Below are 23,885 nucleotides of genomic sequence, written 5' to 3' on the forward strand. Positions count from 1 at the left end.
CGGTCTGCCACCAAGCGTAGAAAGTTATTCCCTAACGACACAGCGGCAACTAAAGTGATTTACTTGGCCATCTTGCAAGCATCAAAGAGATGGACGATGCCGATTCGGAACTGGAGAGCAGCGCTCAATCGATTTGATATAGAATTTGGTGAACGCATCAGCGCTCACCAATAGCCCCGCGGTGAACTTACACAGAAATATTTACAGGGTCTGGAAAGCAGAAAAACTTCTTACTTATCGCATCCTCTAATGTCTGCTTGACCATTCCTCGGTTCACTTTATAAGCTTTATTTCAATTGAAGTGTTCTGCAGCACACATATATGCCAATATTTCATAAATACTTGGTAGCATGGGCAAATGGATAAAGAGATAGAAGATCACGAATCACAAACGCCTGCCAAGCAACAGGCCGCGAAGAAGAGCACATTGGTCAGCGTCCTGGTTAATATCGGCCTGACAGTTTCTCAAGTATTTGCGGGTATTGTGTCTGGCTCTCAGGGCTTGATTGCGGATGGTATTCACTCCGCGACAGATTTAGTTGCAGACTTTGTAGTGCTTTTTGCCAATCACCATAGCGCTAAAGATGCGGATGAAGATCACCGCTATGGCCATCAACGATACGAAACTGCCGCTTCTCTATTTTTAGGAATCTCTTTATTGGCTGTTGGTGCGGGCATGCTTTTTAAGGCCGGGGAAAAGATTATCAATCCAGTGGCGGCCGGACAAATTCAAATCCTAGCTTTGTATGTTGCGTTGGCCTCTTTGGTTGCAAAGGAGCTGCTTTTTAGATACATGCTGGCAGTAGCTCAGCGTGTGCGATCTTCGATGTTGGTAGCCAATGCTTGGCATGCCAGATCTGACGCAGCTTCTTCATTAGTCGTTTCTATTGGTATTGTTGGCGCTCTATTTGGGCACCCAATCTTTGACGCTATTGGTGCTTTAGTGGTTGGCTTAATGGTGGCAAAAATGGGTTGGAAGTTTGGTTGGGATGCACTGCATGACTTAATGGATAGGGCAGTATCAGAGGAAGAGCATCGTCAGATAGAGGACATCATTAAATCTACCGTTGGCGTTAGAGGCTTTCATGATCTGCGTACTCGCAAGATGGGCGATATGATTTTGGTAGACGTCCATATCGATGTGGATGCCAATGCTACCGTCAAGGTTGGGCACGACATTGCTTTAAACGCGGGCAATGAAATCAAGAAGCAATTGCCGGTACTCAATGTCATGACGCATATCGATCCTGTATAGCCCTCAGGCACTGTAGGGCTAATACAAGAACTTCTAAAATTACCTAAGATATTGATATGAATAATTTTTTGGATCCAGCAATTCTCTTTTTTGTCTTTGGTGCTTTTGCTGGTGCTGTTAAGTCCAATCTAGAAATTCCTCAGCCCATTGCTAGGTTTTTATCGCTCTATCTATTGATGGCGTTGGGTTTGAAGGGCGGCTTTGCTCTGCATAAATCAGGATTTACTCTTGAGATAGGTTTGGCGCTTGGGCTCGCAGTATTTTTGGCAACCATCATTCCTCTCATGGGATATATGGTTTTAAGAGCCAAACTCAATAACTATGATGCAGCAGCCATTGCAGCTACTTATGGTTCGGTTAGTGCCGTTACGTTTATTACTGCGACACAAGCACTTGATCAATATGGCATTGCGTTTGGTGGACACATGGCGGCCGCTATGGCTTTGATGGAGTCGCCGGCAATCATTCTGGCAATTTTGTTGGCGAATAAAGCGAGGTCATCAGCTACTAATTCGACGCAGTCCACAGGCATGTCAAAGATTCTTCATGAGTCATTTACTGATGGCGCACAACTACTGCTTTTGGGCTCGATGATGGTTGGCTTAGTCAGTGGCGACAGCGGGCAAAAAATAATGGCCCCATTTTCAATCGATTTGTTCAAGGGAATGCTGGCCTTCTTCTTGCTCGACATGGGTTTGATGGCGGCTAAGAACTTTGAGGGATTAAAGGGTAAGCCACCCATTACTTTGCTTTATGCAATCGGCGCTCCTTTGGTTCATGCATCTATTGCATTGGCACTTTGCAAGTTATTGGGCTTGCCATTGGGCGATACCGTCCTATTGATGGTGCTTGCTGCCAGCGCTTCTTATATTGCTGTACCAGCCGTATTAAGACACGCACTTCCGGAAGTAAACCCCGCTTTATATATGGGAATGTCGTTGGGAATTACTTTCCCCTTCAATATCATTTTGGGGATTCCGCTTTACGCTTATATTGCGGGTCTAACTTACTAGATAGGGCCGGTTGACTCTGTCCTGACCGGGATTAGAATGGTTCATAACCAGCAGGAGATGAGGCGATGAGTTCTAAAAAATGGGTAGTTGGAGCGCTATTTAGTGCTTCTGTGATTTCCTTCGCTGGTGCCGCTATCCCTGAGCCACCAAATCCTTTGGCTAATATCAATCTCACCTTTGATCAGCGCTTTGAGCAGATGAAGCAAATAGATGCTGCATTGCTGAAAGCAACACCAGAAGAGCGCAAAGTGTATTGGCATCAGAGGCGCGATCAAATGAAGACCTTAAGCCCTGAAGATCGCAAGCTGGTTCAGGAAAAAATGAAAGCGCAATGGCAATCCACCACTCCTGAACAAAAAGAAAAAATGAAAGCCGAGAGAAAAGCTTTCTTTGATGGTTTAACACCAGAAGAGCAGGCAGAAATGAAGGCCCGAAGAGCCAAATGGGAAAATATGAGCCCTGAAGAAAAGCAGAAGTGGTTCAAGCAACCAGGCTAGACTTGGTATTCTCGTCCCTACTTTAATGAGCGACTTTATTGGATTTAGTCCTAAGGCTTTCAAATTTCTTGAAGAGCTTACCGATAATCAAACTAGAGTTTGGTTTTCTGAGCATCGCTCGGAATATGAAGAGTTTGTGCGCGAACCGATGAAGTGCTTTACCAACGCCCTGTCTGAGAGTCTCGCAAATAAAGATATACCGTTGTGGGGCGATCCCAAAAAATCCCTCTTTAGAATTAATCGAGACGCTCGGTTTTCAAAGGCAAAACATCCTTACAACATGCATGCCAGCGGGCTCTTTACGCGAACAGGCGACAAGCACTCCCCGGGTGTTCTGTATTTTCGTTTAGACCCCCTGGGCAGTAGATGCGCCGCAGGTTATTTACAGCCAGAAGCCCATAATCTAAAAAAGCTCAGACAGGGAATTTTAGATAACCCTAAGGCCTGGCTATCTCTTGAGAAGGCTCTAAAAAGAAAAGGCTATGAGCTGGATTATTCCAACACATTGGCCCGAATTCCGAGGGGCTTTAATGATGTCCCGCCAGAGGTTGAGCTAGCAATCAAACTCAAAGGCTGGATTATTAGAAAGCAGTTGCCCAGATCAACGATTTGCTCTAAAGAGTTAATTAAAGAAGTCACTGGTTTTGCTAAAGATATGCTTCCCCTTCTCAGTTTTGGGTGGCATGCGTTGGCTAAATTTTCTGATTAAATGACAATAGAAATTCATACTAGAAAGTAAGAAACACATGTATAAGCTAATCGCTTTTGATGCCTATGGCACGTTATTTGATGTGTATTCCATGGGGCAGTTGGCAGAAGAATTATTTCCAGGTCATGGGCAGGCCTTTGCTTTAATGTGGCGCGATCGCCAAATTGAATACACCCGCTTGGTGACGATGAGTGATCCCAATCCCAATGGCAGTTCGCACTATCTCCCATTTTGGGAGCTAACCATTCGCTCATTGCGGTATGTCTGTAAGCGTATGAACCTAAATCTCACCCCAGAATACGAAAAGCGACTGATGGACCAGTATGCCAAGCTCACTGGCTTTGAAGATAGTCTTAATGTCCTCAAAACAATAAAACAGAAAGGAATCTCTACTGCGATTTTGTCTAACGGCAGCAGAGAAATGTTGGCAACCGTAGTTGAGAGTAATAGCTTGAAGCCTTACCTGGATAAAGTTGTCACTATCGAGGATGTGCGCTTATTTAAAACGGCCCCACAGGCCTATGAATTGCTATTAAAGGCATTTCCTGTCAAGAAAGAAGAAATTCTCTTTGTATCGAGCAATGCTTGGGATGCTCTAGCTGCAAAGTGGTATGGCTTTGATGTATTTTGGGTCAATCGTCTTGGTCACCCTTTTGAGGAGATTGGTGAAAAACCAAACTATGAAGGCAATTCTTTAAGCAAGGTATTAGAAGTTATCTAAGGACATATGAATGCTTTTAATTACATCCATCATTGTCGCCATCCTAACAATCATTTTTATCAGGCTCTCTTTTGCGGTCATTGGCTTAAGAAGAAAAAATAAGGTTGGTCTAGGAAGTGGTGGTCACGAAGATCTTGAGAGGGCTATTCGTACCCAGGCAAATTTTGCTGAATACATTCCTTTGGGAGTTATCTTAATTGCTTGTCTTGAGTTAAATGGCGCCCCCTGGTGGTTGGTAGCTATTCCAGGCGTCTCACTCATCATTGGGCGTTTGATTCATGCAAAAGGCATGAATACTCCACCGCCAGATTTCAGCAAGCGTGTGCTTGGAATGAAATTCACTTTTTTCACGCTCATTGCATTGGTTGTATTGAACTTGGGATGGTCTCTCTACAGGCTTGTTGTCTAAGTGGTTCTTTGCTCTAAGGGCCCGCTATAAATCGAGTATTACTTATGGAGAATATATGACTGCATCATCACGCCGCAATTTCTTAAAAACTTCCGCTGTTGGCATCGCGGCAGTTGCCAGTACACAAGCTTTAGCCCAGGTCCAAAGTTTGTCACCAAAAACCATCGCCGAAGTTGAGGCCTTGGCAGCTAAAAAAGATGTTGAATCTACGGCGAGTTGGAATGATGGTTTGGTTCATCCAGCTCCATTTAAGAATCCGTTTGCGCAAGGGAAGGAGCGAGGTTTGGCGTTGGGCGGTGGCGGAACTCCATTGATTGCTTGGTATGCCGGGTATTGCAATGCGCTTAAGAAGGCTGGCGTAGATTTGAGTGGTGCAGATGTTGTGGTTGGCACTTCGGCAGGCTCAATCTTTGGTGCAATGCTGACATCTGGACACTTGTGGCGCCTTGTAGACGAGATAGATCTTTTTGCAGACTTCCCAAAATTGCTTGCAGAAATGATGCCAGCATTGAAATTTAATGACTCTCAATTAAGGGCGCAGCGTGCCGAGTTGACGGTACGTGATGGATCGCTTGCATCTATTCAGCGCATCGGCAAAGCTGCGATGGCTTCGTTCAATCCTGATGGTGTAGCCAATCACTACAAGGTAATGAAGAAGCTGCTAACGGCTTCTGCTTGGCCTTCAGATGGAATGTTTACTACGGCTATTGATTGCTTTACGGGACAGCGTATTGTTGTGTCAAAAGCCGATAATGTTCCTATTAACGTTGCTTGTGCCGCAAGCTCTTCAGCACCAGGCCAGGTTGGTCCTACATTCATAAAAGATAGGTTATGTATGGATGGCGGCATGAGCCAAAGTAGCACGCATAGCGATGTTATTGCCGGCGTTAAACGAGCCATTGTGATTTCTTTGGGCGATGGAACGATCAATGAGCAAAAGCAGGGATTGCGTTTATCTTCTCTGCCCAATACGATTAATCAAGAGGTGAAGGATTTGGAGGGCAGTGGCACAAAGACCAAGCACATTGTTGTTGGTCTTCCGCCTGGTTTATCTAAGGTAGAGAATCTTCTTGATCCAAAATGGATTGCGCCCTATTTGAAGTATGGAAACGATAGGGGCATTGCTGATGTTGCAATGATGAAAGCATTTTGGGCCTAATACAAAATTATTTATAAAACTGTATTTCCAGTGAGGCACCGCAAATGAACAAAATATTCCTAGCTTTGACTGTGACTTTATTTGCTCTCGTCTTGAGCGGTTGCCTTGCCAGCACCACCTCTCCAGACGGAGTGAATTGTGATTTCAGCCAAGGCAAGCCTATGTGGGAAATGCCTTTGGCTTGTCAAGGACGTTAATATGCCAATACAAAATTTAATCCAGATGGGCGACTTTGTCTGACCTGATTCTTCAGGCCTTAGTCCTCGGTTCGCTGGGCCTGGGCGCTGGGGTTTTAGGCGGCGTCATTGGTTTTGGTACCACCATCATATTGATGCCCGCTTTGGTCTATTTTTATGGGCCCATTCAGGCAATTCCCGTCATAGCTTTGGTTGCCACCGTAGCCAATCTATCTCGCATTTTTTTGTGGTGGAACGTAATTCAATGGCGTGTATGTTTTGTATATAGTCTAGCTGCAATACCATTCACGATATTGGGCGTGAATATGCTCGTACAACTTAATGAGCGATTAATTGAAATAACTTTAGGAATATTTTTAATCGCGTTAATTCCGATTCGTCGCTGGATGCGCAACCAAAATTTTTATCTAAAACTTTGGCAGATGGCCCTGGTTGGGGCTGTTATTGGCTATTTGACTGGGATTGTTGCGACTACTGGCGCTATCAACACCCCCTTCTTTTTAGCCTACGGCCTCACGAAGGGCGCCTTCTTGGGAATAGAGGCGGCAAGCACCCTATCTATTCTGTTTACCAAGGGAATTACATTTCATCAGCTAGGCTTTCTCAATGTAACCGCAATCATTCAGGGGCTTCTTATTGGAGGCTGTGTTTTGGTGGGCTCGATCTTTTCTAAGAAAATTGTTCTGGCGTTACCGGAAAAGAAATTTTTGCTGCTGATGGAGCTGGTGATGTTAATTTCAGGCTTGTCGATCTTGGCCATGTCTTTCTAAAGTCGCCATCTAGAGTAAGCCAGCTTCTATCTTCTTACTTAAAGCGATACGCAAGTGCCATAAAGACATTGTCTTGGAATGAGCGATTCATGACTGGGCTATTATTAATTCCGCCACCCATCCATTTGCGTTTGCCATACAGATTGATGTACCAGTTATCCACTACTGGAATCTCTACCATGAGCCCCGCTAGAAGATTGCTTGTTGCGGGGGCGCTATAAGCCACATAACCAGTAGCTGCCGACTCCCCAGAGCTGATGCCATAGTAGTAATTAGCATATTGACTTGACTGTCGTTCTATACCAATTTGCGGATAGATGATTACTTTTTTATAGGTTTCAATTTCGGCGAAGTATAAAAATTCATAAAGCGCTCCTTTTGATTTGCCGAAGTCATGATAGGCATTAACAAAAAATCCCCCAATCGGCGTCTCTTGAAAAGTTCCTAGGCCAAGGGGTATTGGGTCGCTTCGGTTGATAGAGTTGCCATTGATTGACGACTTTACTTTGTAGGTGTCTAAATTAATTTTTCCGATTACTTCAAAATAGCCGTAACCCATCTTGAAAGTCTTAATGCCCACTTCATCAATGCGAGCGAAAAAACGCTGATAGTCAAAAAAGGCATAGGGCAGAGCTAAGGATTGAGTCCCTTCGGTGCCAATATGTAAATTAGAGGTATAAACGGCCGCACCGATATCGCCAACGATGCGATCCGGAAGCGCATCCGGAATATCATCCAACGCGTAGGCGGGAATATGGATTGCAGTGGCAATTAAAAGAACCGTTATGCGAAAAATCGATTTCATGTACGCATCATAAGCCCTTACGGGCCACTAGAGGTCTAGATTATCTAGGGCCAAATCCTGAAGGTGGCTCGTATCTGCCCACTTATTCACCTTCCAGGCAAGTCCATCATGACTGATCCAATTGAGAGAGGCGTTAGGTACGGTAACGGCCTTTTCTGCATCCAGGGCTTGATTGCTCGCAATTCTGTACATCATATCCAAGGCACCCCCATGGCTGACCAGCAAAATAGTTTTACCTGAATGTTCTTCGCAGATTTCCACAAGCGCAGTTTTAATTCGATCTGCAAATTGTTGAATGCTTTCGCCATCACGTAAGTTCTCCTCAATATTTCTGCTGAGATGAGATTTCCAAAGTTCTGGCTCACTTATCGAGGCTTCATCGATAGTGAGTCCCTGTAGAGCGCCAAGATGACGCTCTCTGAGCCCGGCATTGGGTATCGCAGAGGTTTCGAATATAACTTCAATCGCTTGTGCAGTCTTTGCTGCTCGTTGAAGATCGCTGGTATATAGAACATCAAATTGAAGCTCCATATTTTTGAGGGCGCGCGCCATTTGCCCTGCCTGAGCTAAGCCCCTGGCATTGAGGCCAATATCAGTATGGCCTTGAAGGCGTCGTGCGGCATTCCAGTCAGTTTCACCATGGCGAACTAAGCAAAATCTAGTAATAGTCATATGGCAATGATAAAGACTGAATTACTTTTTGAGAGTCCAGGCGCGTGGATTGTGTTCAAAGCCAATATGCCCATAATATTCATTTGCTTTAGGCGCTGCTAAAAGTACGATCATGCATTCAGGACCAAGGCGCGCTTTGGTTTCCTCAATGAGTTGCTTGCCAATTCCAGAGCGTTGATATTTTTCATCAACGGCTAAATCCGCAAGGTAAGTCACATAAGAAAAGTCGGTTAGCGAACGCGAAATGCCCACCAAAGCTTCGCCGTCCCATGCGGTAATGGTGAGGTTGGCATTCTTGAGCATGTCCTCAAATGTTTGAACATTATGAATAGGGCGTCGCTCCCCAAGGGTGGAGCGCTTGTAAAGATCGATGGCTTGCTCCACAGTAATCGTGGCGTTGTCGCGATATTGAATCATGTCATTCCTCTTCTCATGCGAAGAGCTTATCACCCACAGCAAGAGCTCCAGAATTTAAAACTTCGGCCCGAATGCCGCCGCGCCCTTCGAATGCCTCCATGAAACTTGGTTTGCCGAGTAATTGCGCCGGTCTTTCACAGGGGGTGCATAGTTCTGTGCCAAGTAGTTGAATGTCACCTAGCTGAAATCGTTGGCCCACGAGCGCATTGAGTTCAGATGCCGTAATTCCTGCAAGTGCAATATTACGGCGTGTTTCAGAGCCATCAAAAGTCGGTTCATCTCCAGCTGTTAACCAATCATTTGCTGTATCGATAGCAGATAGGGCGATGATACTGACGTGACGCACTTTAGTTGGCTCGATGGCTGAATAGGCGCCCGTACCTAGTGCATAACGGTCACCTTCAAGGCCACTGCCAACTATGACTTTGGCAGTGCTGACGGATCGCATCTGCTTGCCAGCAGACGCTGCTAGATAGATGGCTTGAATATAGGCGTTGAATTTCATAAGGAGTGTTTACATATTACAACTCATGCTTTGATGATTGTTAATACAATAAATACAACACAAGACAAAGGGCAACGGTGAATAAAGAAAGTAAGGGAATGCTGATTGGCTTTATTGGCATTCTAATTTTTAGCTTAACGCTACCAGTAAGTAAGATTGCTGTTTTAAGCTTTAACCCGTATTTCATTGCTTTTGGCAGAGCAACCTTAGCGGGGTTGGTTGCACTAGTCTATCTTGCGTACAAAAAAGAGCGCACACCAACTAAAGTAGATTTTGTCAAATTTGTTGTCATAGCTTTGGGCGTCGTATTTGGTTTTCCCATATTTACCACCGTCGCTATGACTCAAGGCTCATCGTCACATGGGGCAGTGATTTTAGGGATGATGCCGCTTGCTACTACCGTTATTGGCGTGCTGCGCTTTAAAGAGCGGCCTTCCCTGGGGTTTTGGCTGGTATCTTTATTGGGTGCGGGGCTGGTCATTCTGTACGCTCTATTAAAGAGTTCCGGCAGCTTTACGTATATTGATGGCCTTTTAGTGCTTGGCGGGATTAGCGCTTGCATTGGTTATGTAGAGGGCGGCGAACTCTCCAGAAAAATGAATCCACGCGCGGTCATTTCTTGGGCCTTGGTCATTTCCTTGCCGCTGAATATTGTAATGACTTGGTTCACTTATAGCCCAGAATATATTCATGCGGATGCCGTGGCATGGACTAGCTTTGTCTATCTAAGTTTATTCCCCATGTTTCTTGGCTTCTTTTTTTGGTATGAGGGACTTGCGATTGGTGGCATTGCACGCGTCAGTCAAGTGCAGCTAATTCAGCCGTTTTGCACTTTAGTAGCAGCAAGTATTTTGTTGGGCGATTCACTCACGGCGATGAATTTAATCTTTGCTATATTGGTTGTGTCTACTGTCATCCTTGGGAAAAGAATGTTGGTAAAAAGAGCGTAGTTTTATTTGTAACCATGAAATTAAAAAGCCCCGATTAAACGGGGCTATTTAATTATGCGGCAACAACTTTGTGTTTGCTGAGTGCGCGCAAGATTTTGCTTTTCTCTTTGGGTTTGGTGCTCGATTCTAGTAACTTAGTAAGTTGAGCGGTATTCAGGGGGCCTAAGCGCGCTTTTCCCGTTTTGGTGAGCATAGAGTCATTTTTTCTGGTTCTTTGATTTTGGCCTACAGCCATGGAGTTTTCCTAGGGTAATGGAATGATGAATCTCAATGACTTTCGCAAGAGATTCCCCTGTCTAGGGCGCACAATAGTGATCATAGTCCAGAATAACAGTTAACAAGTCTAGAAGCTATGATGTAGCCATGATCAGCCTACCCAATCTCATTTTTGCCCTGGTTATGGGATTCTTAATGTCCTCAAGCATTACGCTTGCTACTACATTTGTTCGTATTGGCCTTGCAGAAAATTTCTTCTGGGTATGGTTTGAAGTTTGGTCAGTAGCTTACCCAGTGGCCATTGTTTGTATTCTGATTTACAGGCCATTTGCTAGCAAAATCACTGCAAAGATTATGAAGGTGCTGGAGCTCAATAAGCTCTAGCTTACAGATGAGGAATGATTAAATGAATGTATTGATGAAGTCTTCTATTTTGACTATATGTTGCGCATCTATTTTGAGCGCTTGTGCTGCGGTATATACCGATGCATCAGATTCTAATCACGTTACTTTTCTAAATAGTAGTGGTGAATCAATTGAGCAATTAACTCAGAAGGCCGGCGCCTATTGTGCGCAGTACGGCAAGATTGCCTCGTTTAGAAGTAGTGATACGCAGTTAGTTGTCGTTTTTGATTGCAAAACAACACGCTAATTTAGTACAACCGCTGGACGAATTAGCCTGCCAAATCGGATTGATAAATTAAGCCAGCATGCTCTCTGAGGGCATGGAATTGAATAGACTCCCAACGTTGTTGGGCAACATCCAGTTCTGATTTATGTGATGCCAAGAAAACGGATGCGCCCACCACGTCTTCTGCCATACGGTGGATATTTTCTTGGGTAAATTTTTTCAGGGCCACAGGATCGTCTGAGCTAACCCAGCGAGCCAGGCTATAGCGGGCAGGTAGAAGACGCACTTCTGCACCGTATTCAGTTTGGAGGCGATGGCTTACCACCTCAAATTGAAGTTGACCAAAGGCGCCAAGTAGCATGGTGCCCCCAGCCATTGGCCTAAAGACCTGAATAGCGCCCTCTTCACCCAATTGCATGAGTCCAGTACGCAGTTGCTTAGAGCGCAAAGGGTCGGCAGATTCAACCATGCGGAAAATTTCTGGTGCAAAGAATGGGAGCCCCGTAAATTGCAATTGCTCACCTTCGGTTAAGGTGTCACCCAAGCGCAGCAAACCATGATTTGGCAAGCCAATGATGTCGCCTGGAAAGGCCTCATCCAAAATATCGCGTCTTTGCGATAAGAAAGAGAGCGCATTATTCGTTCGAACTTCTTTGCCGTTGCGACAAATCTTGAGTTTCATACCGCGCTGAAAATGGCCAGAACAGATGCGTAAAAAAGCTACACGGTCACGATGTGCGGGATCCATGTTGGCCTGAATCTTGAATACAACCGCTGAGAACTTGTTCTCGGCAGGGCTGACCTCACGTTGCAAGGCTTTACGTGAGCCTGGCGATGGTGCAAGCTCAACCAATGTATTGAGAATTTCGCGCACACCAAAATTGTTGATGGCTGAACCAAAGAAGACCGGTGACTGGCGGCCAGCTAGAAAGGCTTCGAGATCAAAGGCTGGCATTGCTTCTTTGATCAGATCCACTTCAGCCAGGGCATTTTCTAAGTCTGTGCCCAGACGCTCTTTAAGGGCTGGATCATTTATAGCAACTACTGCATGTGAGTCTTCGGTCACGCGATCTTCACCTGCTTTGAACATGCGCATACGAGCATGGGCGATATCAATCACTCCAGCAAAGGATTTACCCATGCCAACTGGCCAAGTGAAGGGCACTACTTCTATGCCAAGCGCAGTTTCAATCTCATCCATTAATTCCATTGGAGGCTTAACTTCGCGGTCCATCTTATTAATGAATGTCACGATAGGTGTATTGCGTGCACGGCAAACTTCAAGCAAGCGCAATGTTTGAGATTCAACACCATTGGCCGCATCAATCACCATGAGAGCGGAGTCGACCGCAGTCAACACACGATAGGTGTCCTCGGAGAAGTCTTGGTGGCCTGGCGTATCTAATAAATTAATGACGCAATCGCGGTATTCCATTTGCATCACCGAGCTTGCTACAGAGATGCCGCGCTGCTTTTCAATTTCCATCCAGTCAGATGTTGCATGACGGCTGGCTTTGCGTGCTTTAACACTTCCTGCGATCTGAATGGCTCCCGCATACAGCAGTAACTTTTCTGTAAGCGTAGTTTTACCCGCATCTGGGTGGGAGATGATCGCAAAGCTGCGACGTCTAAGTACTTCTACGCCTGGAGTGCTGGAGGTAAGAGTTTCGATGATAATTCTGCGTTGAGTATCTAGGTTCGGAGGCCATTATAAGCGTGCCAAGGTGCTTCAGAACTGCTCATGAGCCCCTACGTAGCGCCATTGCCCGGGAGGAAGCGGCCCCAATGAGATGCGACCCATTCTGACGCGTTTGAGGCCTATCACTTTGAGGCCCACCATCTCACACATTCGACGAATTTGGCGCTTACGACCTTCACGCAACACAAAGCGAAGCTGATCTTCATTCTGCCAGCTAACCTGTGCAGGTTTGAGTTCTACCCCATCAAGAGAGAGACCATGTTTTAAGCGATCTAAATCTTCAAAAGAGAGAGCCCCCTCTACGCGCACTAAATATTCTTTTTCGATTGGGCTGTTTTCACCAATCAATAATTTGGCAATGCGGCCATCTTGAGTTAGAACTAGCATGCCCGTAGAGTCAATATCTAGCCTGCCTGCCGGTGCTAGCCCTTTCGTGTTAAAGCGAGGACTTCTACCTCTATCAAGCGGGCTGGCAAAGTAGTTTTCAGGGGTAATCAAAGAAGCCGCCGGTTGATATTCCTGCTCATCGTCATAGTGAGAAATATAGCCAACGGGTTTATTTAGAATGACGGTAATGCGAGAGGCTTGCTGTGCTTTGGCGCCAGATTGCAACTCAATTTTTTGATGACGGTAGGCGCGAACACCTAATTCATTCACCACTTCGCCATCTACTGTGACTAAGCCTTGCTCAATATATGAATCCGCTTCACGACGGGAGCAAAGGCCAAGCTCAGAGAGTAATTTTGAGACGCGTACTTTTTCTTCCATGCTTGCATTATCCGGTATCAGCGCTAAATACTGGCCTGGAGTTAATATGAGGGCAGACGAAATAAAAACGCCTGCTCATAATTTAATAAAAGATGACCAAATGACTGTTGCATTAAAAAAACCACCAATCTATAAAATCCTTTATTTTCAAGTACTTACAGCTGTTGTAATTGGCGTTCTACTGGGCCACTTTTACCCAAGCTTGGGTACGGAAATGAAACCATTTGGAGATGCCTTTATTAAAGGCATCAAGATGTTAATTGCCCCCATTATTTTTTGTACGGTGGTTCTCGGTATTGCCGGCATGGAAGACATGAAGAAGGTAGGCAAAACTGGTGGGCTAGCACTGTTGTACTTTGAGATTGTGAGCACGATTGCTTTGATGGTCGGCTTGGTTGTGGTAAATGTGCTTCAGCCTGGCGCTGGCATGAACATCGATCCAGCAAGCTTAGACACCAAAGGAATTGTTGCGTATACCGGGCCCGGAAAAATGGGCACTACTACGGATTTCTTAATGAATATTATCCCGAGCAGTGCGGTTGATGCATTTGCTAAGGGTGAAATTTTGCAGGTCCTTTTTATTGCAATCTTGTTTGGATTTGCATTGCATAAGTTCGGTGGTCGTGGAACTATGGTGTTCGACTTAATTGAAAAAACATCCCATGTTCTTTTTGACATGATTGGTGTGATTATGAAGTTCGCGCCTATTGGCGCATTCGGCGCAATGTCATTCACTATTGGCAAATACGGCATAGTCTCCTTGTTCTCTTTGGGCAAACTCATGGGCGCGTTTTATTTAACCTGCCTGCTCTTTGTGTTCATTGTCTTAGGAATCATCGCGCGAATTAATGGGTTCAATATTTTTAAATTCGTGCGCTACATTAAAGAAGAGTTGTTAATTGTTTTAGGTACTTCATCATCCGAATCCGTCTTGCCACGCATGATGGAAAAAATGGAGCTGTTGGGCGCCAAGAAAACTTGTGTTGGCCTCGTTATTCCAACGGGTTATTCATTCAACTTAGACGGTACTTCTATTTATCTAACAATGGCCGCAGTATTTATCGCACAAGCAACCAATACGCCAATGACACTCATGCAGGAGGTCACACTCTTGCTGGTGCTGTTGCTGACGTCTAAAGGTGCAGCGGGTGTTACTGGTAGTGGTTTTATCGTTTTGGCAGCTACTCTTTCTGCTGTCGGAGATGTTCCTGTTGCTGGTTTAGCCATCATCTTGGGCATCGACCGCTTTATGTCTGAAGCACGAGCGCTGACGAATTTAGTTGGCAATGGTGTGGCTACGATTGTGGTTGCCAAGTGGACTGGCGAGCTAGACCAAAAGCAATTAACTAGTGTGCTAAATCGCGACAATTGGATTGAGGCACAAGAGCCGGAACTAATCTTAGATCAAAAGCAGGACAAAATGCGCTGAGAATTAAGTGCGCACAATGTGAACGCTACAGGGAGCCTCTTCGACGATTTTGGTCATTGAGGTTCTCCAAGGCGTTACCTTATTAGGTAGCTTATGTGATGCTCCAATTAAAATGAGGGAGGCATCATTGTCTTTGGCAAATTCAACGATTCGAGAGGCGGGATCAAGTGCCTCAAGTACATGATAGGAAATTCTTTCGGGCGGTAATTTGAGTGGCTTAGCCCACTCCATCAGCTGTACTAAGTGGCCGCGGACGATGCCGCTAGCTGTTTGACTTTCATGATTGCCTTCATAGGTTGGTGTGCTGGCAATCGTGCTCAAGCAAATTAGGCGACTTTCAGGATGGGCCTGTAATAAATTTTTTGCCGTAATTTGCATGCGCTCACGCAGAGCTTCATCGGATTGACGTGTATCTATCGCAGCAATCATGAGGGGTGCATCAAGGCTGCCCATACTAGGCCGGGGGCTGGGAGAGGGCTCGTAACCAGCGGCTTTGAACATACCTTTGAGGTTTTCCCAAAAGCTAGGTGGCTCAACGCGGTCGGCGCGTTCGGTGAGCGTAACGCCCTCGGGGTCTCGCAATACTTGACGTAATCGCGCAGCGCTTTGATAGCGATCGGCAGCGCGTGGCTCTAGACATCTCAGTACTACCTCTTGTAACCAGCGAGGAATTTCTCTGCGAATAGCGCGTGGTGGAAAGGGCTCTGCCCACATCCGTTTGCGTAGACCACTCATTGTTTGGGGGTTGCCAAATGGCAGTTCGCCAGTCAGCAGCTCGTACATGATCACGCCAATAGAAAAAATATCACTTCGCGAATCAGAGCGAATACCGGCTACTTGTTCAGGAGAAATATAAGGTGCAGAGCCGATACCTTTTCGCATCTCTTCTGCAAGCAAGTCTGGGTATCGAGCGTGGTGCGACAAACCAAAATCAATGAGCGTTAACTTTCCCTTCTCATCAATCAAAATATTTTCAGGTTTGACGTCGAGATGAATGGCGTCCTGCGAGTGAAGTGATTGAACGGCTTGCGCCAAATCTGCGCCAATGCGCACTACCTCATCAATCGTAAATACCTTGCCTTCTTTGATGTAATCCTCTAATGGCCGGCCCCCAACCCTTTCCATTGCAATATAAGGACGCGTGGCCATATTGCCCGAACCTAAATATTGAGGAACATAAGGACTTTTTAGGGACCGCAGGATGGTGAGTTCGGTTTCAAAGCCAATCAAACTTTCAACCGGTTGATCTCTGCCAACACGCGGGATTTTTAGCAAGATAGGGACATTTATTCCCTCTTTAGTTGCTGAAAAAAGACTAGCCATTCCACCGCGGTGAACTTCCTTGCCTAAGACAAATCCATCTACTACTTTGCCTTCTTGAAATATATCGTCTACTGCTTGAATGTCGGTATTGATTGGCATTGTTTATTTGCCAGTGATGAGGCGGTTTGCCAGGTCTTCTGGCAGGCCAGCGCGACGTACTTTCTCTGCGGCAGTATAGTGATCGTAGGGCGTACGATGAAATGTAAGTACTTCTGAAGCGGGCTCAAAAACAGCAAAGCAGGCTTCTGGATTGCCATCTCTGGGCTGACCAAGAGAGCCGACAACACCTACCCATTGGCGATGAGGTAGTACCGGAATTTCATCACCAGGGTGTGGTGCAAATCGAATGAGTTTCCCAACAGCGCTTTGATAAAAAAGCGCTTGCTCATGCGCATGACCAACAAAAGTGTAGTTTTTCCCAGAGCTTTGTACACAACGCCATGCACTCATGCTGTCAGTAATGTAATTCCACTCTGCTGGATTGTAAGCGGAGGCATGCACAAAACAAATCTGATCTTCTTGAACCATCAGAGGAAGATTTTTAAGGAAGCCTACATGGTCATTATTTAGTTGAGATTTAGTCCACTCAATGGCGGCATTGGCACTGGCGTTCATTTGATTGCGGCTATCTTTAAAAACAGCCTCATCATGGTTGCCAAGAATGGCAATCGCTTTTTTGTTTTCTACGAGCGCGGCAACGCGTTCAAGCAGCGCAACAGGATCAGCGTTATAACCCACGAGATCACCCAGAAACACCATGCGAGTAACGCCAAGTTCCTCGGCGCGAGCCATGCAGGCATCAAAAGCTTCTAAATTGCTGTGGAGATCGGCAAATAGCCCAATACGTTCAGTCATCTCTTAATGATAGGACAAAAGGCCCCTAGTTAGAAGGGTTATAGGGGCTCGGACCATTATCTGGGCGATTTTTAAAGCGCTTGTGAACCCAGTAGTATTCCGCCGGCCGAAGTCGAATTTCTTCCTCAAAGCATTGATTAAGGCGTGCGGTGTCTGACTTGGGGTCTGCCCCAGGAAAATTCTCTAAAGGCTTCCCAATTTCGCAAAGGTAACCTGACTCATCTGCTTTTAATGTGGTGGTCATTAAGCATACGTCTGCGCCAGTAATTTTTGCTAAGCGAGAAATGGTGGTGATGGTATTTGTTTGAATTCCAAAAAATGGTACAAATTCAGAATCCTTAAGACCTAAATCAAGATCCGGCGCAATGATGATGAAGTCCCCGTTGCGAATTTCTCGGATGATCGCCTTTGCGTTGCCTTGGCGATCAATTGAATTCCCGCCAAAGCGATTACGCCATTCGACAATTCGTTTGTTAAAGAATGGATTCTTCATTCTCTGAAAAAATCCTGAAGTGCGCGGCCAATGTTTTGTTTTGGAGAGCGCGCTCAAAATAATGCTGCCCTCAATCCCTGTGAAATGCATGTTTACTAAGATGCGCGGTTTTTTGCTTGAGAGGTCAACCGCTGATTTCACCTCAATCATATTGCTCAGTTGTTTAGAGCTGCCGCACCAGATAATGCTTTTCTCTACCAGACTACGCCCAAGCAAGCGCCAATGCTCTTTGGCAAGACCGTCGATTTCAGCCGGACTTAAGCTTGGAAAGCATAAATGGAGATTTGTTTTGACCACTCGACTTCTATCGCTTGGAATTCGAGCCGCAATATATCCAAGGCCGTAGCCCAGCGCAACCAGAAGCCTGTATGGCAAAAGGGTAAGCAGCTTGAGTAGAACGACGACTACTTGATTGGAGAAAGACTTCAGCAAATTAGTTTTGCTCTGATTCGTAACGCTTTACGGATTTAGCATAGCGCTCTGCCATTTCTTCAATAGAGCTACTTGACATTCCCAAATCATTTACTAGGCCAGTTTCAAGGCGATAAGCCCAGCCATGAACAGTGAGATCTTGCCCGCGTGCCCAAGCATCTTGCACGATGGTTGTTTCGCATACGTTAACTACTTGCTCAATGACATTGAGTTCGCAAAGGCGATCTTGACGCTTAGGGGTTGGAATAGTCTCGCCTAAATACCGCCCATGTTTTTGATGCACATCCTTAACGTGACGCAACCAGTTATCTGCAAGGCCTATGCGTTTATCAGTTAGTGCTGCATGGACGCCTGAGCAACCATAGTGGCCGACTACCAGGATGTGTTTGACCTTGAGAAGGTCAATCGCAAATTGGATAACGGATAAACAATTTAAATCGGTGTGAACAACTACATTTGCAACATTTCGGTGAACGAATAATTCACCAGGTAGTAGGTTCACGATTTCATTCGCTGGCACTCGACTATCGGAGCAACCAATCCATAGATATTCAGGGGCTTGTTGAGAAACGAGGCGCTTAAAGAAATTGGCATCTTCCGCCACCATGCTTTCGGCCCAGGTACGATTATTGGCAAATAGCTGTTCTAGCGCTTGAGAATTCTTCATCGTCATGCTTTCAGTTTAAAGTACTTTAATGATGCCCAATTGGTTAAAACAAACCCCCACCGGAATTACCTTAAATTTACATTGCCAGCCAGGAGCCAAGGTGACCAAGGTCGTTGGCCTGCATGATGGTTGCTTAAAGATTTCTTTACAGGCACCTGCCTTAGAAAATAAGGCTAACGAGCTCTTATTAGCCTGGCTTTCTAAGCAATTAAGAGTGCCTCAAAAACAAATTCAATTCGTTTCTGGCCAGAATAGCCGCAAGAAACGAGTAGAAATTTGGGGGCCTATTAGTCCCGAGCAAATTGTGCAGTTGTTGAGCCCTTGATTTAAAGGTCGGCGCTTACCAAAATATTGCCCATAAGATTCCCAAAATAAGCACCCACTTACCTACGTAATAAACTGAGCGATGTTTTGCTTTGAGCTTTTTGGCTTGTGCGCGGAGATGGTAAAAATAGGTAAACAGAATATTTACAAAGCCTATTTTCTCGCCTTCAACATTTTGAGATGATGCAGCGCTCATGACATACCGCCCAAACCAGCGATTAAATAGAGCGACTGCCTTAGTGTGAACCGGGCGTTCGACATCGCAAAATAAGATGATTCTTTGCTGATCTGTTTCATTGGCAGCGAAATGAATGTAAGTTTCATCAAACATGACCGCTTCGCCATCTTTCCAGAAATAACGCTCTCCATCCACATCAATAAAACATTTGGGATCGTTGGGAGTCGCTAGGCCAATGTGATAGCGCAAGGAGCCTGCATAGGGGTCACGATGGCGCACCAGCGTTGCTCCAGGCGGCAGAGAGGCGAACATGGCAGCCTTGACCGAGGGTATTGATTTAAGCAGTGCAACCGTTTTGGGGCAACCTGCTTGGGCCGAGGGCACTTCTTTTCCATACCAGCAGAGGTGAAAACGCTTCCATCCAGTGCGAAAAAAGGAGTTAAAGCCAATATCGTTGTATCCAGTTGCCGCAGCAATAGAGCCACCTTCCTGCAGTGAAAGCGCTTCTTGTCGAATCATTTCCCAGTTATCTTGGATGGGCTGCATTTCAGGAAATTGGCTTACTGGAATAAAAGCACCAGGTTTTACTTTTGAAAATAAATACAAAAGTGCATTTACGGGAGCCAAAAGCACTTGGTAGTCGGTAAGGGATCTAACGACTCCAAAACGAATCTTTCCTCTGAAATAGACGTAAACGGCCGATGCAATAAAAATAAAAAAGATGATGTGGCGAATTTCCATGAGTTTTGTCTAAGTGAGGTAATTATTAATATTTTAATTTGTATATCAGATCTAAATTGACTATTTCTTATGCTTGGATGCTCATATACTTCAAGCAGAGGGTTTGAAAACCGGCCTAGGGTTTATGTGGAGTTTTACTAAGGATGATCTTATGAATAGCTTTATAAAGTGGCTCTTAAGCCTTGTTTTAATTGGGTTAGTGGGTATTTCAGTCTATACATGGGGAATGCTAACTTGGAGCTATGGCAGTGGTGATCGTGCAGGGTATGTCCAGAAATTCTCTAATCGCGGTTACGTATGCAAAACTTGGGAAGGCGAATTAGCCATGGTTTCTATGCCGGGCACGATGTCAGAAAAATTCTTCTTTACTGTGCGCGAAGATGCTGTGGCGCAAAAAATCAATGCTAATTTAGGTAAAAAGGTGGCCCTAAAGTATGAGCAACACATTGGTTTGCCAACTACCTGTTTTGGCGATACCGAGTATTTTGTTTCTGATATTACTGTTTTGGATGAGTAATTTGTAGTCGTAGTAAAAAATTGCTGTAACGCAACTTTATTTTTGTAATTTTTTGTGGTTAAAATCATGTAAGCGTAATGTGCGCTGACATCAATATCTATAAGGAGCTTCACTTGAACAAAGCCGAACTAATCGCAGCGATTGCTGACGACGCGGAGATTTCTAAAGCCAAAGCTGAATTCGCATTGAATTCTGCAATCGACACAATTATCAAAGCTGTTACTAAAGGTGACTCAGTACAACTGATCGGCTTTGGTACTTTTGCTTCTGGCAAACGTGCAGCACGTATGGGTCGTAACCCAAAAACTGGCGAGCCACTCAAAATTGCTGCTGCAAAAACTGTTAAGTTTTCTGCTGGTAAAGCATTTAAAGATTCAGTTAACAAGCGTAAGAAGTAATTCTTCCTTTGTTGATAAAAAAGCCCGGCATGCCGGGCTTTTTTATTCCTTCAAAAATCTCAATCAATCAGATGCAACACTAAGCTGAGTTAGCTTTGCACTAAACGACGGTGACGATGGATGCTCATTAATATCCCTGCGCCAAAGCCAAGTGTCACTAATGCAGTGCCACCATAACTAATAAATGGAAGTGGCACACCAACTACTGGCAAGAGACCACTCACCATGCCAATGTTGACAAATGCATAGGTAAAGAAAATTAAAGTCACTGACGCACCTAAGAGACGCGTAAATAAGTTTGGCCCGCTCGCCGAGATCGCTAAACCTCTTTTAATGAGCGCGAAGAACAAGGCAATCAATATCAGATTACCCAATAAGCCAAATTCCTCAGAGAAAACTGCAAAGACAAAGTCAGTATGTTTTTCTGGAATAAATTCTAGATGTGCTTGCGTTCCTTGGAACCAACCTTTGCCAAAGAATCCGCCAGAGCCAATTGCAATCATGGATTGAATGGTATGAAAGCCCTTTCCAAGTGGGTCGCTAGTCGGATCTAGCAGAGTGCATATGCGATGCTTTTGATAGTCGTGCACAAATGGCCACACTACATCATGGGCACAAATAGTGCCGCTAAAAATAATGATTAACAAAATACCAATAACACCCAAGCCAACAAACGGCAGTATCCATTTCCACGGTAGGCCCGCCAAGATGATGACGTATAGTCCTGCCGCAAAAACGAGTAGCGCCGTTCCCAGGTCCGGTTGGCGTGCAATTAAAAAAACGGGTATCGCTAAGATCACAGTAGCAATACCATAGTCCCAAGATTTTTGAATGCCTTCTCGCTTTTGAAAGTACCAAGCAAGCATCAGTGGCATTGCAATCTTCATGATCTCCGATGGCTGAATGACAACTCCAATATTGAGCCAGCGACGAGCACCCTTTTTAATGAGTCCGAATGCGGCTACTGCTATTAAGAGGGCAACACCAAATCCATAAATCCAAACTGCACCCATCTCCAACCACTTAGGTGGAATACGTGAAACGATCCACATCACTAAAAACGAGAGTGCGAGGTTGCGCAATTCATCTGTAATTTGTACGGGAGTATTTTGACTTGCAGATAAAAAAGTACAAAAGCCAACAGCCGCTAAGCCAAGCAGAATAAGGCCTAGCTGACGGTCTAAACCAGCGAAGATGCTGGAGAAAAATACTTTAACTTTGATTAAGGGGCTCTTTTCCATTCAGGAACCTCCTTGGGCCACTTGCCCTCAATGTAGTAGTCCAATGCTTGACGTGCAATCGGAGCAGCATACTGTGCGCCGAAGCCTGCGTTCTCTACAACCATTGCAATCACAATGGTTGGTTTATCCGCTGGAGCAAATGCGATATACAAGGCATGGTCGCGCAAAAATTCTGCTGTGGATCCATGCTTGTAATCTTTGGAGTTCAAGCTAAATACCTGCGCAGTTCCAGTTTTCCCACCCACTTGATATCCAGTGCCTTTAAATGCTGCGGCAGATGTGCCGGAGTTATTAACCTCGACCATGGCCTTCTTAATCACTTCAATATTCTCAGCATTGAGATCGATGCGATAACTTTCTTTTGGAGTTGTCAGTACTCTGTTGCGAGTAAATGGATCTTCAATGGCTTTGACTAAGTGGGGCTTCATCACAATTCCGTTATTAGCTACGTTTGCCATGGCATGGGCTAATTGCAAAATTGTGAAAGCGTTGTAACCCTGTCCAATACCCAGGGAAATAGTTTCACCCTCGTACCATTTTTGCTGCTCAGGTTTTTTGAAAGTATTTTTCTTCCACTCGGTAGATGGCAAAACACCCCTTGCTTCGCCTTGTAAATCAATGCCAGTAATTTGACCAAAGCCCAATGGCTTCATAAAATCAGCAATCATGTTTACGCCCATGTCTCGGGCAAGCATGTAGTAATACGTGTCACAAGATTCAACAATCGACTTTTGCATATCGACTATTCCGTGACCACCTTTTTTATCATCCCGGAAGGTGTGGTTGCCAAAGTCAAAGTAGCCAGGATCCGAAATTGTTTGTGATGGAGTGCGCTTTTTATTTTCTAAAGCTGCTAATGCCATGAAAGGTTTGTAAGTAGATCCGGGTGGATAGATTCCTTTCAGTGGGCGGTTATAGAGCGGCTTCTGTGGAGAGTCATTCAACTCTTTCCAAGTCACCGAATCAATGCCTTCCACAAAATCATTCGGGTTGAAGTTGGGCTTAGAGACAAAAGCCAATACATCACCTGTCGCTGGTTCAATAGCCACAAATGCACCGCGGAAATTTCCATACAGTTGCTCAACTAAATATTGGAGCTTGATGTCAACTGAGAGAACTACATTTTTGCCCGGAACTGATGGTGCGCTAGAAAGCGTGCGCACTGGTTTGCCGCCCGCAGTAATTTCTACTTGATCGTAACCAGGCACGCCACGTAAAACATTTTCATAACTTTGTTCCAGGCCAATCTTTCCAACGTATTGAATGCCCGGCAAAAAAGAAGCCTGCAAAGCATCGGGATCATCGGCCTTGGCGCCCTCAATTTCAGTCTGCATGCGCTCTTTGTCGCGTTGCGAAACGCGGCCAATATAGCCAATCAGGTGGGAGGCCAATTCGTTATATGGATACTCCCGAAAGCTTCTGGCCCGGATTTCTACCCCAGGAAAGCGATAGCGATTGGCCATAAACCGTGCAGTTTCGGTCTCGTTGAGCATGGATCGCAGGGGGAAAGTGCCCATATTGCGAGAATCTTCTAGGGAACGCTTGAAGTTGCGACGATCCCGGGGCGAAATAGCAACGATTTCAGAAAGCTCATTGATGAGCTGATCTACGTTTCCTTTGACTTCTTCAGCATTCACATCCAATGTAAGGGCAGAATAATTTCGACCAATCACGATGCCATTGCGATCAATAATGAGTCCGCGATTTGCCGGCGCCGGAACCAGGGCAATGCGATTGCTTTCAGCCAGAAGTGCGTATTTCCCGTGGCTTACTAGTTGTAGCCATACAAGACGGGTGATGAGTAGTAAAAAGCAAAATGTGACAAATAGAGTCGCAATATGAATGCGCTCTTGAAAGGAGTCGAGATCGGGTTTTTTAAAAGAAACCATACCGC

Annotated in this window: 30 protein-coding genes and 1 pseudogene; 17 read left to right on the plus strand and 14 right to left on the minus strand. The window is 45.2% G+C overall.

Annotated features, from left to right (window positions below; translation table 11 throughout):
* The 10 genes and pseudogenes from VC188_RS00005 to VC188_RS00050 form a co-directional block, all read left to right on the plus strand.
* Positions 1–174 (plus strand): annotated as a pseudogene (locus VC188_RS00005) (IS256 family transposase); the annotation flags it as partial.
* A gap of 184 nt (positions 175–358) precedes the next feature.
* Positions 359–1,255 carry a cation diffusion facilitator family transporter gene (locus VC188_RS00010; protein ID WP_323482639.1) on the plus strand — a complete coding sequence of 299 codons (897 nt, stop codon included), beginning with the start codon at positions 359–361 and terminating at the stop codon, positions 1,253–1,255.
* 56 nt (positions 1,256–1,311) lie between these two features.
* Positions 1,312–2,268 (plus strand): sodium-dependent bicarbonate transport family permease, encoded by a 957-nt coding sequence (locus tag VC188_RS00015; RefSeq protein WP_323482640.1) that lies wholly within the window; start codon positions 1,312–1,314, stop codon positions 2,266–2,268.
* Positions 2,269–2,333: 65 nt separating this feature from the next.
* Positions 2,334–2,765: a DUF3106 domain-containing protein gene (locus VC188_RS00020; RefSeq protein ID WP_323482641.1), complete on the plus strand. Its 432-nt coding sequence runs from the start codon at positions 2,334–2,336 to the stop codon at positions 2,763–2,765.
* Positions 2,766–2,790: 25 nt separating this feature from the next.
* The gene (locus VC188_RS00025) at positions 2,791–3,474 is read left to right on the plus strand and encodes a DUF2461 domain-containing protein (protein WP_323482642.1); all 684 of its coding nucleotides are present in this window, start codon (positions 2,791–2,793) and stop codon (positions 3,472–3,474) included.
* A 37-nt stretch (positions 3,475–3,511) separates the two neighbouring features.
* Positions 3,512–4,195, plus strand: a complete 684-nt coding sequence (locus VC188_RS00030) for a haloacid dehalogenase type II (RefSeq protein WP_323482643.1) — start codon at positions 3,512–3,514, stop codon at positions 4,193–4,195.
* 10 nt (positions 4,196–4,205) lie between these two features.
* Positions 4,206–4,604 (plus strand): MAPEG family protein, encoded by a 399-nt coding sequence (locus VC188_RS00035; protein WP_323482644.1) that lies wholly within the window; start codon positions 4,206–4,208, stop codon positions 4,602–4,604.
* Positions 4,605–4,659: 55 nt separating this feature from the next.
* On the plus strand, positions 4,660–5,763 hold the full coding sequence (locus VC188_RS00040) for a patatin-like phospholipase family protein (protein WP_323482645.1): 1,104 nt from the start codon (positions 4,660–4,662) through the stop codon (positions 5,761–5,763).
* A 44-nt stretch (positions 5,764–5,807) separates the two neighbouring features.
* Positions 5,808–5,960, plus strand: a complete 153-nt coding sequence (locus VC188_RS00045; protein WP_323482646.1) for a hypothetical protein — start codon at positions 5,808–5,810, stop codon at positions 5,958–5,960.
* A 35-nt stretch (positions 5,961–5,995) separates the two neighbouring features.
* A complete protein-coding gene (locus VC188_RS00050) occupies positions 5,996–6,730 on the plus strand; it encodes a sulfite exporter TauE/SafE family protein (protein WP_323482647.1) in 735 nt (244 codons plus the stop codon).
* Between the two features lie 34 nt (positions 6,731–6,764).
* Here VC188_RS00050 and VC188_RS00055 read toward each other — a convergent pair whose 3' ends face one another.
* Genes VC188_RS00055 through VC188_RS00070 form a run of 4 tightly spaced genes read right to left on the minus strand, consistent with a single transcriptional unit; the run spans position 6,765 to position 9,129 of the window.
* Entirely contained in the window at positions 6,765–7,535 is a 771-nt protein-coding gene (locus tag VC188_RS00055) for a MipA/OmpV family protein (RefSeq protein ID WP_323482648.1), read from the minus strand.
* Positions 7,536–7,562: 27 nt separating this feature from the next.
* A complete protein-coding gene (locus VC188_RS00060) occupies positions 7,563–8,207 on the minus strand; it encodes a histidine phosphatase family protein (protein ID WP_323482649.1) in 645 nt (214 codons plus the stop codon).
* Between the two features lie 21 nt (positions 8,208–8,228).
* Positions 8,229–8,624 (minus strand): GNAT family N-acetyltransferase, encoded by a 396-nt coding sequence (locus VC188_RS00065; protein WP_323482650.1) that lies wholly within the window; start codon positions 8,622–8,624, stop codon positions 8,229–8,231.
* 13 nt (positions 8,625–8,637) lie between these two features.
* Positions 8,638–9,129 (minus strand): MOSC domain-containing protein, encoded by a 492-nt coding sequence (locus tag VC188_RS00070; protein WP_323472404.1) that lies wholly within the window; start codon positions 9,127–9,129, stop codon positions 8,638–8,640.
* A 77-nt stretch (positions 9,130–9,206) separates the two neighbouring features.
* Between VC188_RS00070 and VC188_RS00075 the strand changes: the two genes are divergently transcribed.
* Positions 9,207–10,079, plus strand: coding sequence for a DMT family transporter (locus VC188_RS00075; protein ID WP_323482651.1), 873 nt, complete (start codon positions 9,207–9,209; stop codon positions 10,077–10,079).
* Positions 10,080–10,131: 52 nt separating this feature from the next.
* Here the strand turns inward: VC188_RS00075 and VC188_RS00080 are convergent, their stop codons facing one another.
* Positions 10,132–10,314: a hypothetical protein gene (locus VC188_RS00080; RefSeq protein WP_072582586.1), complete on the minus strand. Its 183-nt coding sequence runs from the start codon at positions 10,312–10,314 to the stop codon at positions 10,132–10,134.
* A gap of 164 nt (positions 10,315–10,478) precedes the next feature.
* On the opposite strand from VC188_RS00080, the gene VC188_RS00085 reads away from it, so the two are divergent.
* A complete protein-coding gene (locus VC188_RS00085; RefSeq protein ID WP_323482822.1) occupies positions 10,479–10,679 on the plus strand; it encodes a DUF2798 domain-containing protein in 201 nt (66 codons plus the stop codon).
* 22 nt (positions 10,680–10,701) lie between these two features.
* Positions 10,702–10,947 carry a hypothetical protein gene (locus VC188_RS00090; protein WP_215321175.1) on the plus strand — a complete coding sequence of 82 codons (246 nt, stop codon included), beginning with the start codon at positions 10,702–10,704 and terminating at the stop codon, positions 10,945–10,947.
* Between the two features lie 22 nt (positions 10,948–10,969).
* Here VC188_RS00090 and VC188_RS00095 read toward each other — a convergent pair whose 3' ends face one another.
* Together VC188_RS00095 and VC188_RS00100 are read right to left on the minus strand one after the other, a co-directional pair.
* The gene (locus tag VC188_RS00095) at positions 10,970–12,598 is read right to left on the minus strand and encodes a peptide chain release factor 3 (protein ID WP_215322370.1); all 1,629 of its coding nucleotides are present in this window, start codon (positions 12,596–12,598) and stop codon (positions 10,970–10,972) included.
* 57 nt (positions 12,599–12,655) lie between these two features.
* Entirely contained in the window at positions 12,656–13,393 is a 738-nt protein-coding gene (locus VC188_RS00100) for a pseudouridine synthase (protein ID WP_215321174.1), read from the minus strand.
* A 100-nt stretch (positions 13,394–13,493) separates the two neighbouring features.
* Between VC188_RS00100 and VC188_RS00105 the strand changes: the two genes are divergently transcribed.
* Positions 13,494–14,822, plus strand: coding sequence for a dicarboxylate/amino acid:cation symporter (locus VC188_RS00105; protein ID WP_323482652.1), 1,329 nt, complete (start codon positions 13,494–13,496; stop codon positions 14,820–14,822).
* A gap of 3 nt (positions 14,823–14,825) precedes the next feature.
* On the opposite strand, the gene VC188_RS00110 is transcribed toward VC188_RS00105, so the two are convergent.
* From VC188_RS00110 to can, 4 genes are read right to left on the minus strand one after another with little or no spacing between them, the layout of a single operon-like run.
* Positions 14,826–16,244 (minus strand): serine/threonine protein kinase, encoded by a 1,419-nt coding sequence (locus VC188_RS00110; protein ID WP_215321172.1) that lies wholly within the window; start codon positions 16,242–16,244, stop codon positions 14,826–14,828.
* 3 nt (positions 16,245–16,247) lie between these two features.
* Positions 16,248–17,000: a metallophosphoesterase family protein gene (locus VC188_RS00115; protein ID WP_215321171.1), complete on the minus strand. Its 753-nt coding sequence runs from the start codon at positions 16,998–17,000 to the stop codon at positions 16,248–16,250.
* Positions 17,001–17,025: 25 nt separating this feature from the next.
* Positions 17,026–17,925, minus strand: coding sequence for a lipid A biosynthesis acyltransferase (locus tag VC188_RS00120; RefSeq protein WP_323482653.1), 900 nt, complete (start codon positions 17,923–17,925; stop codon positions 17,026–17,028).
* Position 17,926: 1 nt separating this feature from the next.
* A complete protein-coding gene (gene can, locus VC188_RS00125) occupies positions 17,927–18,598 on the minus strand; it encodes a carbonate dehydratase (protein ID WP_215321169.1) in 672 nt (223 codons plus the stop codon).
* A 22-nt stretch (positions 18,599–18,620) separates the two neighbouring features.
* Here can and VC188_RS00130 point away from each other — a divergent pair, with 22 nt between their 5' ends.
* Positions 18,621–18,917, plus strand: a complete 297-nt coding sequence (locus tag VC188_RS00130; protein ID WP_215321168.1) for a DUF167 domain-containing protein — start codon at positions 18,621–18,623, stop codon at positions 18,915–18,917.
* Positions 18,918–18,932: 15 nt separating this feature from the next.
* Here the strand turns inward: VC188_RS00130 and VC188_RS00135 are convergent, their stop codons facing one another.
* Positions 18,933–19,829, minus strand: a complete 897-nt coding sequence (locus VC188_RS00135; RefSeq protein ID WP_215322369.1) for an aspartyl/asparaginyl beta-hydroxylase domain-containing protein — start codon at positions 19,827–19,829, stop codon at positions 18,933–18,935.
* Positions 19,830–19,986: 157 nt separating this feature from the next.
* Between VC188_RS00135 and VC188_RS00140 the strand changes: the two genes are divergently transcribed.
* Together VC188_RS00140 and VC188_RS00145 are read left to right on the plus strand one after the other, a co-directional pair.
* Entirely contained in the window at positions 19,987–20,352 is a 366-nt protein-coding gene (locus VC188_RS00140; RefSeq protein ID WP_323482654.1) for a hypothetical protein, read from the plus strand.
* A gap of 77 nt (positions 20,353–20,429) precedes the next feature.
* Positions 20,430–20,750, plus strand: a complete 321-nt coding sequence (locus VC188_RS00145; protein ID WP_011903860.1) for an HU family DNA-binding protein — start codon at positions 20,430–20,432, stop codon at positions 20,748–20,750.
* Between the two features lie 89 nt (positions 20,751–20,839).
* On the opposite strand, the gene rodA is transcribed toward VC188_RS00145, so the two are convergent.
* Complete coding sequence (gene rodA, locus VC188_RS00150; RefSeq protein ID WP_323482655.1) at positions 20,840–21,991, minus strand: rod shape-determining protein RodA; 1,152 nt, start codon at positions 21,989–21,991, stop codon at positions 20,840–20,842.
* A complete protein-coding gene (gene mrdA, locus VC188_RS00155; RefSeq protein ID WP_323482656.1) occupies positions 21,973–23,880 on the minus strand; it encodes a penicillin-binding protein 2 in 1,908 nt (635 codons plus the stop codon). Before mrdA ends, rodA begins: the two co-directional genes overlap by 19 nt.
* Positions 23,881–23,885: the final 5 nt, after the last annotated feature.

The sequence above is a fragment of the Polynucleobacter sp. MG-28-Ekke-A2 genome (genome assembly GCF_035012985.1).
In the GTDB taxonomy this organism is placed as follows: domain Bacteria; phylum Pseudomonadota; class Gammaproteobacteria; order Burkholderiales; family Burkholderiaceae; genus Polynucleobacter.